Annotated in this window: 10 protein-coding genes and 1 tRNA gene; 4 read left to right on the forward strand and 7 right to left on the reverse strand. The window is 40.2% G+C overall.

The genetic code is table 11. The features are described from left to right. Positions 1 to 1,026: 1,026 nt before the first annotated feature. Positions 1,027 to 3,459, forward strand: coding sequence for a sucrose synthase (locus tag IQ237_RS06120; protein ID WP_194053342.1), 2,433 nt, complete (start codon positions 1,027 to 1,029; stop codon positions 3,457 to 3,459). 243 nt (positions 3,460 to 3,702) lie between these two features. Beyond that, positions 3,703 to 6,600 carry a beta-phosphoglucomutase gene (pgmB, locus tag IQ237_RS06125; protein WP_194053344.1) on the forward strand — a complete coding sequence of 966 codons (2,898 nt, stop codon included), beginning with the start codon at positions 3,703 to 3,705 and terminating at the stop codon, positions 6,598 to 6,600. Positions 6,601 to 6,760: 160 nt separating this feature from the next. On the opposite strand, the gene IQ237_RS06130 is transcribed toward pgmB, so the two are convergent. From IQ237_RS06130 to IQ237_RS06150, 5 genes are all read right to left on the reverse strand, one after another. Then, positions 6,761 to 6,837 (reverse strand) — tRNA-Met (locus IQ237_RS06130). Between the two features lie 53 nt (positions 6,838 to 6,890). Next, a complete protein-coding gene (locus tag IQ237_RS06135; protein ID WP_194053346.1) occupies positions 6,891 to 7,844 on the reverse strand; it encodes an asparaginase in 954 nt (317 codons plus the stop codon). A 152-nt stretch (positions 7,845 to 7,996) separates the two neighbouring features. Continuing rightward, positions 7,997 to 8,494 (reverse strand): CGLD27 family protein, encoded by a 498-nt coding sequence (locus IQ237_RS06140; protein WP_194053347.1) that lies wholly within the window; start codon positions 8,492 to 8,494, stop codon positions 7,997 to 7,999. After that, complete coding sequence (gene rsfS, locus IQ237_RS06145) at positions 8,491 to 8,952, reverse strand: ribosome silencing factor (protein WP_194053352.1); 462 nt, start codon at positions 8,950 to 8,952, stop codon at positions 8,491 to 8,493. Before rsfS ends, IQ237_RS06140 begins: the two co-directional genes overlap by 4 nt. Before the next feature lie 381 nt (positions 8,953 to 9,333). Further along, positions 9,334 to 10,386, reverse strand: coding sequence for an anti-sigma factor antagonist (locus tag IQ237_RS06150; protein WP_194053354.1), 1,053 nt, complete (start codon positions 10,384 to 10,386; stop codon positions 9,334 to 9,336). A gap of 224 nt (positions 10,387 to 10,610) precedes the next feature. On the opposite strand from IQ237_RS06150, the gene IQ237_RS06155 reads away from it, so the two are divergent. Beyond that, positions 10,611 to 11,408 (forward strand): 7-carboxy-7-deazaguanine synthase QueE, encoded by a 798-nt coding sequence (locus IQ237_RS06155; protein ID WP_194053356.1) that lies wholly within the window; start codon positions 10,611 to 10,613, stop codon positions 11,406 to 11,408. Positions 11,409 to 11,532: 124 nt separating this feature from the next. Here IQ237_RS06155 and IQ237_RS06160 read toward each other — a convergent pair whose 3' ends face one another. Beyond that, positions 11,533 to 12,177, reverse strand: coding sequence for a DUF3318 domain-containing protein (locus tag IQ237_RS06160; RefSeq protein WP_194053358.1), 645 nt, complete (start codon positions 12,175 to 12,177; stop codon positions 11,533 to 11,535). A gap of 605 nt (positions 12,178 to 12,782) precedes the next feature. After that, the gene (locus tag IQ237_RS06165; RefSeq protein WP_194053360.1) at positions 12,783 to 13,340 is read right to left on the reverse strand and encodes a hypothetical protein; all 558 of its coding nucleotides are present in this window, start codon (positions 13,338 to 13,340) and stop codon (positions 12,783 to 12,785) included. Positions 13,341 to 13,583: 243 nt separating this feature from the next. Here IQ237_RS06165 and IQ237_RS06170 point away from each other — a divergent pair, with 243 nt between their 5' ends. Continuing rightward, complete coding sequence (locus tag IQ237_RS06170) at positions 13,584 to 14,657, forward strand: amino acid ABC transporter substrate-binding protein (protein ID WP_194053362.1); 1,074 nt, start codon at positions 13,584 to 13,586, stop codon at positions 14,655 to 14,657. Positions 14,658 to 14,715: the final 58 nt, after the last annotated feature.

Here is a 14,715-nt window from a genome sequence, read left to right on the forward strand (position 1 = left end):
TATCTGCGGTCTCAACTGGTCTGTTGCCTATGCTTAAATAATTGCCAAAAAGCTAAAATAAAGACGGCGTATTGTCAGTTTTTCTTAGTGCAAAATCAAAAGAAGATAATAGTGAAATATCTATGCACTAAGAGAGATTTTGGCTGACAAATAACCACGAATAGATTTAGAAATTTTTGGCAATCATCCCTAGAGGAGCGAATAATATAAATGTATTAATTACTCCTATTCACTGGAAATTGCCCTTGATGAGTTGATAGTTAACTTCTAACTGAGAAATTGGCTCGATCATTATTGTCACTTTTACTATTCCCCCTTACATTAAATTTATTTTAATTCTAGACAAAGGTTATCAAAAGTTATTTATGTTAATACCTCAGTCAATTGTGTGATTAGAAAAAATAGGAAACACCAACAATCATCTGATATGCAGAATACTATTTTTTGGCGAGCATTTTAGCCAAGTTGGCAATTTTTATATAAAGAAATTATAATTGATGGCATTTTTTGTATCTTGTTTAAATGCCTATTTAAATAGTGTCACACAAGGCGTTTACAAAAGTGCAATCAGCAGCTAATGAATCAAATAACGTTTGTTGCTAGTTAGCTCACAGGTGACTATGGCTTGATTAAAGGTTGTTATTTTCTTGGTTTCTGAATAACTAATACTCAGAAATCTAACTAAAGTCAGTATTCAGCCGTCAGCTATCAGCTTTCAAGGCTAAAATACAAACAATAATCACAAATACACAAAGTGTAAACTTCCTCAATTAATGCTGCTAAATTTTTGTTTCTGCCATTATAAGCTGATTACTGATTACTGATAGCAGTCTTACTTACTAACTAAATATATTGTTCTCTATCTCAGGAATTACTTCATGGTTTCACACCAGAGTTAGACGCGATAATTTTGACAATTTATTTATAATCGCAGAGGAAATGCACCTTACCCAACCCATCTTTTAAAACGATGGTTTTTAAGGTGATAAAAGTGAGGTTGTAGGTGTTATATTTGAGTAATTCCCTATGTATGAATTATTTCAGGCTATTTTAAACAGTGAAGAAAAAGCTGAAATTCGTCAGTTTCTCTGTACCTTATATAGTCAGGATAAACGTTATTTTTTAAGAAATGAAATTTTGCAAGCTTTTGCAGATTATTGTCATCAATCTCAAAAACCTGCTTATTTTTACCATTCTTCTTCTTTAGGAACACTTATTCATTATACCCATGAGATAATTTTGGAAAGGGAAAATACTTGGTTTGTAGTTAGACCGAGAATTGCTAGTCAAGAAGTATGGAGACTAACTTCAGATTTTACTCAGTTTGATTTAATGACTCCTAAAGAATTTTTAGATGTGAGCGATCGCTTAGTCAATCGTTACCAATCTCACATTCTAGAAATTGATTTGCATCCATTTTACCAAGCATCTCCCAGAATTAGCGACCCCAGAAATATTGGTCAAGGTTTGACTTTCCTTAACCATTATCTCTGCAATCAATTTGTTACTGATCCCCAATATTGGCTAGATAAATTGTTTCAAGCATTACAAGGCATACAATACAATGGTATGCGGTTGTTGATTGGCGATCGCATTCGTTCTGGTATTCAGTTTGCTAAACAAATTAAACCAGCAATCACTTTTTTAAGCGAACTTCCCCCTCACCAACCCTACCCAGAATTTCGCTTTCAACTTCAACAACTTGGTTTTGAAGCAGGTTGGGGTAACAATGCAGCGCGATTCAAAGAAACCCTAGAACTCTTACAAAGACTCATCGACACGCCCCAACCTTCCCTCCTGGAAGCCTTTGTATCGCGTATACCCGCAGTTTTTCGCGTTGTTCTTGTTTCTATACATGGTTGGGTAGCGCAAGAAGACGTTTTAGGAAGGGAAGAAACATTAGGTCAAGTTATTTACGTCCTTGAACAAGCACGCAGCTTAGAAAACAAACTACAAGAAGAAATTAAACTTGCTGGTCTGGACTGCTTGGGTATCAAACCTCATGTAATTATTCTGACTCGCCTGATTCCCAACTGTCAAGGAACATTTTGTGACCTGCGATTAGAAAAAGTTAACAACACAGAAAACGCTTGGATTTTGCGAATTCCCTTTACAGATTCCCATCCAGAAATTACCAATAACTGGATTTCCAAATTTGAAATTTGGTCTTATTTAGAAAAATTTGCTCAAGATGCAGAAAAAGAACTATTAGAGCAATTTCAAGGTAAACCAAATTTGATTATTGGTAACTACAGCGATGGTAACTTAGTTGCTTTTCTACTCTCCCGTAGTTTAAAAGTCACTCAATGCAATATAGCCCATTCCCTAGAAAAACCGAAAAACCTATTTAGTAACTTATATTGGCAAGAATTAGAAGAAAAATATCACTTTTCTGCCCAATTTACAGCCGACTTAATTAGCATGAATGCAGCAGATTTTATCATTGCTTCAACCTATCAAGAAATTGTGGGGACACCAGACACAATGGGACAATATGAATCTTACAAATGTTTTACCATGCCCGAATTATATCATGTAGTTGATGGCATTGATTTATTCAATCCAAAATTTAATATGGTTGCTCCGGGAGTCAGTGAAACATTCTTTTTTCCCTATAACCAAACAGAAAAAAGAAATCCTCAAGAAAGCCAACACATTCAAAACTTATTATTTCACCAAGAAGATGATCACATTTTCGGTAAATTAGAAGATATTAACAAAAGACCAATTTTTGCAGTTGCACCCATTACCTCAATTAAAAACCTGACTGGTTTAGCAGAATGTTTTGGTAAAAGTCAGGAATTCCAATCACGGTGTAACCTAATTTTATTAACCAGCAAATTATCTCCCGATGAAGCCACAAACCCAGAAGAAGCAGAGGAAATAGAAAAACTACACAATATTATTAACCAGTATAATATCTACAATAAAATCCGTTGGTTAGGAATGCGCTTACCTAGCAGTAAAATCGGTGAAGCATATCGCATAATTGGCGATAAACAAGGAATATTTGTGCATTTTGCCCTTTATGAAGCCTTTGGACGCAGCATTTTAGAAGCCATGATTTCCGGCTTACCAACCTTTGCCACAAAATTCGGGGGAGCATTAGAAATTATCGAAGATTGGCAGAATGTATTTCATCTCAACCCAACAGATTTAGAAGGTACAGCTAAAACAATTATCAACTTTTTAGATAAATGTGAATCCCACCCAGAATATTGGCAAGAAACTTCACAATGGATGATTGAGAGAATTAGACATAAATATAACTGGAATCTCCACACTGAACAATTATTAGTCTTAGCTAAAATGTTTAGTTTTTGGAACTTCATTGCCCCAGAAGACAACGAAGCCAGAGATAGATATATGGAAACATTATTTTATCTCATTTATAAACCAAGAGCAGAAAAAATTATCCCCCACACACAACAACAACAAAAACAATACCTTCCCATTTAAAAACCTGAAATCTAAAATTCTTAAAAAAATCAACGTAGCCACACCAAAAACTCTCTCAAACTCTCTTACCTTTGTGTACTTTGCGTCCTTTGCGGTTCAATCATATCAAGCCGAAATTGTCAATCGTTAGGTAAAAAAAACTACACAACGGGGATCCCGGATTTCTCTCTTTTTTCTCCCTCCGCGCCTCTGCGCCTCTGCGTGAGAAACATTCCATTCATTTAGTAATATTTAATAATAAAAATGGAAAAACAACAAGATTTCATCTACACAGACTGGATATTAATAGAAAACCAGTTTAATCCTGAAAAATTACACGCTAGAGAAACAATTTTCACCATTGGTAACGGTTATTTAGGAACAAGAGGCAGCTTTGAAGAAAGCTATCCCCGTGCATTACCTGCTACATTCATTCACGGTGTTTATGACGATATTCCCGTAGTTTATACCGAACTGGCTAACTGTCCAGACTGGCTACCATTGATAGTGATGATTGATGGCGATCGCTTTCGTCTCGATCAAGGTACAATATTGCAGTACAACCGTGAACTCGACCTGCGTCAAGGCGTTCTTAGCCGTTATCTGCGTTGGCGCAGTCCCACAGGAAAAACCATAGATATCAGCTTTGAACGCTTTGTCAGTTTAGCGGATCATCATGTATTAGGACAACGCTGCCAGTTAACCACAGTAGATTTTCATGGATTAATTGAAATACAATCCAGTATCAATGGCTACCCAGAAAATAAAGGTTTTAATCACTGGGAAGGACTAGATCAAGGGAAATTTGACCAAGGTTTCTGGTTACACAGTCGCACCCGCTATTCTCGTATTGATATCGGCATGGCTGCAAAAATGACCATTTCAGGCGTGGAAGCGGCTATGCAAATCAATACCGCACCAGGTTATCCTAGCATCAGCGCCACTTTTTTCTCTGAACCACAGCAAACCGTAACCATAGAAAAAATTGTTACTGTTTTTACCTCTCGTGACGTTGATCAACCAGTATCAGCCGCCCAGTCAAAACTCGCCCAGTTACCAGATTATATAACTCTTCGTGATGCGAATGAACAAGCTTGGTCTGAGGTTTGGCAACAAAGCGACATTCTCATTGAAGGTGATAGCAAAGCCGCTTTTGCTGTGCGTTATAATTTATTTCAATTGCTAATTGCTGCTCCCCGTGATGATGAAAGGGTGAGTATTCCCGCAAAAACCTTGTCTGGGTTTGGTTATCACGGCCATATTTTTTGGGATACGGAAATTTTTATCTTGCCATTTTTTACCTTTACTCAACCAGCACTAGCTCGGAATTTACTGACTTATCGCTATCATACCTTAGATGGGGCGCGACGCAAAGCAAGTCATTATGGATACCAAGGGGCGATGTATGCCTGGGAAAGTGCGGTGACTGGGGATGAAGTAACACCACGCTGGGCGCTACCGAGTGATTATTATGCTGAAGATGTGCGTATTTGGTGTCGTGACAGGGAAATTCATATTAGCTCAGTTATTCCCTATGCTGTATGGTACTATTGGCGAGTCACTGGGGACGATGAATGGCTGAGAGATTATGGTGCAGAGATAATTCTAGATACCGCAATTTTCTGGTCAAGTCGCGTTGAATTTAATCCTCACACTCAACGTTATGAAATACGTAGCGTTATAGGTGCGGATGAATACCATGAGTTAGTACATAACAATAGTTTTACTAACCGTATAGTTCAGTGGCATCTGGAAAAATCTTGTATAGTTAATAACTTATTATGTCGTAATTTCCCAGAACACGCTGAGGAACTAGAGAAGAAATTGCACCTGACTGACGAAATCAGAAACCATTGGCAAGAAATCATTAATAAAATCTGGATTCCCTACGACCCAGAAACGGGATTAGTTGAGCAATGTGAGGGATTTTTCCAGTTAGATGATATTAACTTAGCAGACTACGAACCGCGTCAAAAGTCAATGCAAGCGATTTTAGGTATTGAAGGTGCAAATAAACACCAAGTCCTGAAACAACCTGATGTTTTAATGCTACTTTATCTCATGCGGGAATCTAGTGAATTTCCTTACAGTAGAAAAAATTTAGAAGTAAATTGGAATTATTACGCACCCCGCACGGATATTACTTATGGTTCTTCCCTTGGTCCAGCTATTCACGCGATATTAGCCGCAGATTTAGGGAAAACCCAAAAAGCTTATGAACGCTTTATGCAAGCGGCAATGGTGGATTTAGAAGATATCCGGGGGAATGCTCATGAAGGTATTCACGGTGCTAGTGCTGGAGGTGTTTGGCAAGCTGTGGTTTTCGGTTTTGGAGGTATTAAATTTACCGATAATCAGCCAGTAGCCCATCCCCATTTACCTCCTGGTTGGACACGCTTAAAGTTTAAATTATACTGGCGTGGCAAATGGCATAATTTTGATTTACTCCGGGAAAAAGGGACTGAGAAAAAATCTGCTACTAATATTCAAGGTGTGATTTTTGATTTAGATGGTGTTTTAACGGATACTGCTGAATATCACTATCAAGCTTGGCAAAGGTTAGCAAATGAGGAAGGTATACCTTTTAGCCGTCAAGCTAATGAGGCCTTACGGGGAATTTCTCGCCGTGCTTCCTTGATGTTGATTATTGGGGATAGGCGATATTCTGATACACAGATCCAGGAGATGATGGAGCGTAAAAATGATTACTATGTGGAATTGATTGAAAATATTACTCCTGATAATTTGTTACCAGGTGCGGTTTCTTTGTTGGATGATTTGCGTCAAGCGGGGTTAAAAATTGCCCTTGGTTCAGCGAGTAAAAATGCTCGTCTGGTTGTGGAAAAGTTGGGAATTAGTGATAAACTGGATGCGATCGCTGATGGTTATAGTGTACATAAACCCAAACCCGCACCAGATTTATTTTTATTTGCAGCCCAGCAGTTAGGACTGCCACCTCAGCAATGTGCAGTGTTTGAAGATGCAGCAGCAGGTATAGATGCAGCTTTAGCCGCAGGTATGTGGGCGGTGGGTATGGGACCACAGGAAAGGGTGGGAAATGCTCACATTGTTTTACCCAGTTTAGCAGGGATGACTTGGGAAAAATTGCAAGAGAAATTTAGGGATATTGCTTTACAGCCCACATTCCCCACCCTAACCTAAATTTTTGACTTTTGACTTCCTTTCTCCACCATCTAAAGCACGAGAAAGTATCAATGCCAAACTTCCATACTTTCTCTCAGTGGTTTTGGTTCACTGGATTTCTTTATAAAAAACAAAACTCTATAAAGTTTTAAAACCTTATAGAGTCACATTTTCAATTTGGTGGCGGGAAGTGGATTTGAACCACTGACCTTCGGGTTATGAGCCCGACGAGCTACCAGGCTGCTCTATCCCGCGTCGCTTTCGTCTCTTGACTTTTTTAATATAACTCATAGTCAAGAGTTTGTCAACTACAAAAGCGATAATTCTCCAATTACCTCTAAACGCTTGTATTTCCCCAAGTTCATGAATTTCTCGGCCAGGCTTTGGGCAACGCTGGGACTAATCCAGCCCATTTGTTGAAGTACATGAATAGCTACGGCATATTTTGCCCGTTTAGCTCCATCCATAACTTTAATAGCCAATCCCATCCCTTCACCAAGTCGGCCAATGCACTGTACTCCTTCCGCACCTGATTTACTGACCAGTTCACCTGGAGTTAAGCGCATCAATTCTGTGTCAAATTCACCTTCTCCAGCCACCATAGTCGGATGGTGATTCATGGCGCGGACAATGCGTTCCATATCTAAGTTATTGCTGGAGGCGAGTACAGCATATAAAGAAGCCATGTGACCGAGTTGCATGAGATATGTGGGAGCGCCGCAGTCGTCATGAACACCGATAAATTCGGCTGCTGGCATTCTCAATAATTCTGCTACCTTGGAGAGAATTAACTGCTGAACAGGGTGTTTACGATCCAAGTAGTTATTTAAAGGCCAATGGCGTTGCTGACAAACTGCTAACATTCCGGCGTGTTTACCAGAGCAATTGTATTCTAGGGTGCTGCGTTTACCTTCAGGAACTGGACATTGCAAGGCGCTGGGGTCAAGGTCAGCCCGCCAGAGGATGTTAAATACTTGTCGTACCTGTTCCATGCTGCCTTTGTGGGAACTGGTAATGATGGCTAAGTCACGATCGCTCAAATCATAACGTTCCAGTGTGCCTGTACTGGTGACAGCTAATGCCTGAAATGGTTTGAGGGCTGAACGGACAAAGGCAGCGGTTTCGGCGTTGCCAGCAACAGATAGAACTCGTCCCCGGTCGTCGCTGACTACAGCCTGGACTATATGCCTAGATTCGATAATACCTTCCCGCAGTAACCGGACTTCCAGTGCTGTGGCTTGTGTTCGTTTTCCCATTGTCATGGGTTCATATCTATTTTGTAGGTTGTCAGTGGTCAGTTGTCAGTGGTCTGTTGGAAAAGGCAAAAGGCAAAAGGCAAAAGGCAAAAGGATAAATTTCATTTTTTCTGTGTTCCTAATGACTAATGACTAATGACTAATGACTAATGACTAATTTACAAATGCCAAACTATAGTACCAATAAGATACATTAAAGCCAAGGCGGCAAAGGTAATTTGCAAGCGTTGGAGAATAGGTTTAATTTCGTAGGAGACAATGAGGCGATCGCGGACAATGACTTCCTGGGGTTTTGTCCAGGTTTGGCCGTCATACCAGCCTGATTCTTCATAGAAGACTGTGGAACTATAAAGGCGATCGCGCACATAGAACCAACCCAAATACAATCGCACCAATATCAGCACTACTCCCACACTGGCAGCAGCAGATCCACAGAGAATAAAATGAACTATATGCTTTTGTGGAGGAAAGCTGGCCGCTGCTACTGGACCTGCAACCAGCCACGACCAACCCCAAATCCAGAAAATTTGGGTGAGATAATTACGCCAGCTTAAGGTAGTATCCCGAAATAGCCAGGAATTTTTTAATTCTTCATACTCATTGAGTGGTTGCTGTTCTGTGGGAACTGGGCAGTTAGAAACCGATGATCTCATCATCTTGGTTTATCCTCAACCTGATCAGAGTTTGGCAGTGAAATGCGTTCGGCATGAATCCAGAATGCTTCTAAATTATAAAACTCTCGTTCCTTGGGCATCATAATGTGAACAATCACATCTCCATAGTCTTGTAGCACCCAACTCCCCTCAGCTTTTCCTTCTGACCTTAACGGACGACGTTGCAGGTCTGTTTCTACTTTCTCTTCTATTGCTGCGGCGATCGCTCTCACTTGTACCCTAGAATAGCCTGTCATGATCACAAAGTAATCAGACAGATAAGAGACATCTGCTACTTTCAGCAATAAAATCTCACCTGCTTTGCGTTCTGATCCAGCTTCAGCTATGGTTACAGCTAATTTTTCACTCAGATTATCAGTTTCCGCCATTGAGGTGTTCACTGTTGTTTTGGTCAGTGGAACAGATTCTAATGGTAAATTTCTTGGGAAATAATCAGTCATTCAACCTCAGTTGCTTGTTTCCTTTTTTTGTTACAAATTGTCTGATGTGGTTACAAACAACTTGCAATTGTGTGAATAGGTTTTTTTGAATACTAACAAAAAAATCGGTGTTTAGGGGTATAACCCAGGCGAGAAAAAAGGAATCCTTCTTGAGATTAACTGCTATTTATGCAGTTAGCTGACTGCTGATTGCTAATTGTTTACTGCTGTTTTTACCGATGCAGAGCTACTATTTCCATTATTTGCTATCAAAGACTCCTAGAAGTCCTGATTCCTAACGAATAAATATGTAAACACACAAAAAATTTACCCAGAGCCGATCTAATGAGCTTGGGTAAATTTTAAAATGTAATTTTTACGAATTGTGGAAACTGCTGAATTTTAAACAGCACCGCTGTTTTTGTTAAACAAAATGATTATAGTTTTAAGCATCAGCTTTAAGTCATAAATTAAACTCCAATTTTGTTGATACTGCAAATCAAGACGAATAACATCCTCAAAACTGCGTACTGTCGAGCGGCCATTGACTTGCCATTCACCGGTCATCCCTGGTTTGACATCTAAGCGTTGCCACTCTGGTACTTCATATCGTTCTACTTCATCGGGGGTAGGTGGCCTAGTACCAACTAAACTCATTTCGCCTTTGAGGACATTCCAAAATTGGGGTAGTTCATCCAGGCTGGTGCGCCGTAAAAAGCGTCCTACCTGGGTAATTCTAGGATCGTTATCATTTTTAAAGAAAGCACCTTGGACTTGGTTTTGAACTTGAGATTTCTTGGCTTCCGCATCGACACACATAGAGCGGAATTTCCAAATAGCAAAACGCTTACCCATCCACCCACAGCGGGTTTGTTTAAAGAAAATCGGACCAGGATCGTTGATTTGAATAGCGATCGCAATAGGAATGAATAAAAATGCTGTAATTATTAAACCCACCAATGATCCCACTATGTCAATCAATCTTTTCATCCAAGAGGCCACAGAAGGATGTGTTTGAGGTAGGGGATCTGCTTTGCGAGAGTTAGTGATCCGATTATTTTCTTTAATATGATTAGGTTCTATGGGACTAACGCTGTGAGGAGACTCAATAGAAAATACCTGATCTAATCCTGTGAGGTCGAGAACTGCCATCACTTGAGGGGTAACATTACGAAGTCTGAATCCGATCCCTTGTTCTTGGGCATATTTAAAATTACTCACCAAAGACCCCAAACCACTACTATCCATAAAGATCGTATTTTGGAAGTCAATGATCAAGTGTTGGGGATGGGTATCAGCTTGGATGAGGCTTTGGCAGGTTTGCTTAAAGCGTACAGCCTCAATTACACTTAATCGCATTGAAGCTTGTACTATTGCTGTATCGTTCAGGTAAGTAACTGGGAAATTTGCCTCTGTGGGTTGGCTACTCATGAAGCTATGCAATTTGGTTGCCATTGGGATCTAATCTGCCAAACATTATTTTTTCCTGGAAAACTACTTAACCTAATTTTGAAAAAAATAAGATTAAGGATAGGTGAGTAGTTTTTCGCGCAGAGATTTGGAGATTGCCGAACACGGTTCACAATGGAAAAAGAAGCTAGAAACCTACTGGTTTCATACCCAATCGGTGTCAGCGACTGTGCTAGACCACAGACGAACGCGTTCCTCTCTATCATCTCATGATTGCTACAACTACAGTTAAACCTACAGCACGCCTGGTTGAAGTTTTCTCCGCTATTCAAGGAGAAGGTCTCAACGTCGGGACTCGTCAAATTTTTATTCGCTTTGCAATATGTGACTTGCGTTGTCACTTTTGCGATAGCGCCAATACATGGATTGCACCCTCTGTATGTCAGATAGAGCGTTCACCAGGATTGCGAGATTTTGAAATCCACTCTAATCCTATTCCTCTGGCCACGTTGATCAAATGGATGGAAAGGCAAAATTTACCTTTTCTACACGATAGCATCAGCTTAACTGGAGGTGAACCGCTTCTTCATGCTCCATTTTTGGCGCAATTTTTGCCGGAAGTGCGATCGCTGACCAATTTGCCCATATATCTGGAAACTGGGGGACATCGCCCTGAGCAACTGGACATGATTCTCCCGTACCTTGACTCTGTAGGCATGGATTTAAAATTGCCTAGTGTGAGTGGCGAAAGTCATTGGACAGAACATGAAAAATTTCTCCAAATATGCTTTGATGCAAATTTAGAGATTTTTGTCAAGATAATTGTCTCTCAAAGGACTGATCCTGGCGAATTGGAACGAGCAGCTTTATTAGTTAATGGTATATGTCAGGATATTCCTATATTTCTGCAACCTGTGACACCTTTAGCAGAATCTCAAAAATTCAGTCAGGTAGCTGTAGAAGCCCCTACACCAAACCAAGTTTTAGAATGGCAAGCTTTGATGAAGCGATTTGTGAAACAAGTGCGGGTGATCCCCCAGACCCATAAGATGTTGAAGCAGTTGTAGGGGACTGGAGACTGGGGATAAAATTTTGGATTTTGGATTTTGGATTTTGGATTGTTTTTGTCAACTCCAATCTAAAATCTAAAATCTAAAATCTAAAATTATTCTGCCTCCTGCCCCCTGCTTCCTACAGTTCACCTTCATCCATAGTTCGAGATTTATTTTTGGCTTTGTTGGCGCTGCGTTTGAGGGCGGAAAGTCTGGCTTCATAACGGGAACGCTGACGTTTACCGGGGGTGGTGTCAATTAAGGTTTTTAAGGCACTGCCTAAACTCTTGTAGGCGTTGGGGAGACTATAACCAAAACGAGTTGCTAAGGCGATCGCTTTTTCGTCAGCATCAATTAATTCTTTGATTTGCTTTTCCCCATTATTCTTTTGATAGAGTCGCCAACCGGAAACACCACAAAGCGCCAATGCTAACACCAGCAGTAAGCCATCCTGTACCCATAATTCACCTACAGCACCACCTAAACCAATAGCCAGTGCGGCCATTTCCCAACCATCTTTAGGAATGGTGTCATTTTGGATACGAGCAACTTCATGCCAAAACAGGAGATTACGCTGATCCATTGCTAAAGCATCCCATTTCACCAAGTCGATTTGTATTTCTACTTGGTCTTTACCAATTTCTTCGCAACGGATCAGGGGTGGACTTACTTCGGTTGTTCCTTCAACTGTCACCCAGCTTTGTAATTCTGGTGGTAGTAAGCTTTTCAACCGTCGGAGTTCACTCATTTCCGCTTTGGCTGAGGAGGTTGTATAGGATGTCATAAAATCCAGCCCTAAAAAATTTCTGTATATTAGTTAGGTTATCACTTCAGAGTTTGACACTCTGCTATATAAAACCTAGACAAAGCTAGACTTTACTTTCTACTTCAACGGGAGCATGGGAGCGGTTATCCCTCCGTAGACTTGCACGCTGTAGCCCAACGCGATCTTTCTGGTGTGAAAGGAGGCAGGAGTTGAAAGGCAGTTTTGCTGGAGGCCGATTATAGGGGATTTTCAACCCACCTCCAATCATAGACCGCCAAATCACCAGATTATGGCGGGGGACTTAAACCCAAATGGGCGAGTCAAAAAGGCTTTATTCTTAATTCAAAATTCTCCATCCTCCTGCCCCCTGCCTTTTGCCTCGCCCGAAGGGCAGTTAAGATTTTCCAAAAGACTACCACTATCATTGCTTGGTTTTCGCGTCGGCAATAGTCTTAATTCAATACTGGATATCCCAGGATTATATATCAAGATAGTTGATTTTTTAACTCAAGAGAAATTGATTTTTGTCTACATAAGTATAGCTTTGTCTAGAAAATCGCCAGCTTAGGACTAGCTCACCTTCAAGGCGAAGCCTGTGATAGCTATTTCAGCAATGATCCGCTTCACTCATTGGGGAAACTTCCCCGCCTTTTCCTGGCTTCCATTGCTTTTTCTAATAGATCCAGTAGTCCTGGGGCTTCTTCCTGAATACTGAGTAACAGTCTTTCCCCTAGTTCTATATTACCTGGATCTTCACCTGTTACCATCACTTGTTTGAGTCGCGGTAAGGCGATGCTATCAACCACCTGAATTAGTCCGCTCAAACAACGGTGAAATTGTCTTTCGGTGAGAATTGAGTCTTCTAAGGGAAATTCTATAATGGCACGGATTTCGCCATCGGAGGGATCATATTCCCATTGCAGCATTTTGGTTTCCCAAGAAATGGCCAGCATTGTCTGGAGAATAGAAGCTTTATAAGGATGTTCTTTGACTCCTGCTAAAACTTGAGGGGCAAAAACTCGGAAAAATTTTCCGTCCTCATCCAATTGCACGACTATGAGAAAATCGTCTAGATGATCAGCTTCTACACCTGTGATAATTCTGTCTTCTGCTTCATCAAAGCGGTATTCCCAGCCAAGGTTATCTAAGTAATTGGCTATTTGTTTCAGATTAGCTCCCATAAAAGCCTCATAAGGAACGGTGGAGCGACTGTCACCACACCTAGTTTAACCTGCTATGGGCATTGAATTTACTGTATTCTATTCTTTGGGAAATACATTCTTATTATGGCAGGAGTCAGGAGTCAAGAGATTCAGGAGATCCAGGAGTCAGAAGTAAAACTTTCTTTCTGTCTAGGGTTTAATTTAAATTTTGTACCTCATTGATATGCAATCTACTGTAAACAAATTTATTTACTTTAATTTATGATTATACGAAAATATGCGTTTTTGCTGGCGATCGCTCCTTTCATTTTTACTGTTGCTGGTTGTGAAGGTGATTCAAGTACAACGGAAAATACAGCCAATAACACTGTACAACCTGTAACTCGCAATATTGCTGGTAAAGTTAAAACCAATGGCCAGCTAATTTGTGGTGTTAGTGGTGAGTTACCGGGTTTTAGTTTTGTGGGAACTGAGGGTCAATATAATGGGATTGATGTGGATATTTGTCGCGCTGTATCTGCGGCTTTGTTTGACAATCCTGATACTGTAGAATATCGTAATTTAAATGCTAAAGAAAGATTTACAGCTTTGCAAACTGGTGAAGTAGATTTATTAAGCCGCAATACTAGCTGGACTTTAAGCCGTGACACTTCAGTGGGTTTAAATTTTGCACCGGTGGTTTTTTACGATGGTCAAGGTATTATGGTTCGCAAAAATAGCGGTATCAAGTCTTTAGCAGATTTAAAAGATAAAGCAATTTGCGCTCAAACTGGTACAACTACCGAACAAAATTTAGCGGATCAGATGCGAAAACGAAGCATTAGTTATAAACCCGTTGTTTTTGAAGATATTAATATTACTTTTGCGACTTATGCAGAAGGGCGTTGTGATGGAGTGACTGCGGATCGTTCAGCTTTGGTTTCTCGACGCACGACTTTACCCAAACCTGATGATAATATCATTCTCGATGAATTACTTTCTTCAGAACCTTTAGCGCCAGCAGTTGCCCAAGGTGATCCGCAATGGAATAATATTGTTAAATGGGTAGTTTATAGTTTGATAAAAGCAGAAGAATTAGGAATTAATTCCCAAAATATAGGACAATTTGCTAATAGTAATGATCCAGAAATTAAGCGTTTTTTAGGAACAGAAGGAAATTTAGGTGCAGGAATTGGTTTAAGTAATGATTTTGCAGCCAGAATAGTTAAGCACGTTGGTAACTATGGCGAAATTTATGATCGCAACTTAGGAACAAAAACCAAACTCAATCTTCCCCGTGGTCAAAATCAACTTTACACCAAAGGCGGTTTACTCTATTCTCCTCCATTTAGGTGATTGGTGATTGGTGATTGGGGACTGGGGACTGGGGACTGGGTAGAATCAATTAATAACT

The sequence above is a fragment of the Sphaerospermopsis sp. LEGE 08334 genome, assembly GCF_015207205.1.
Classification (GTDB): Bacteria; Cyanobacteriota; Cyanobacteriia; order Cyanobacteriales; family Nostocaceae; genus Sphaerospermopsis.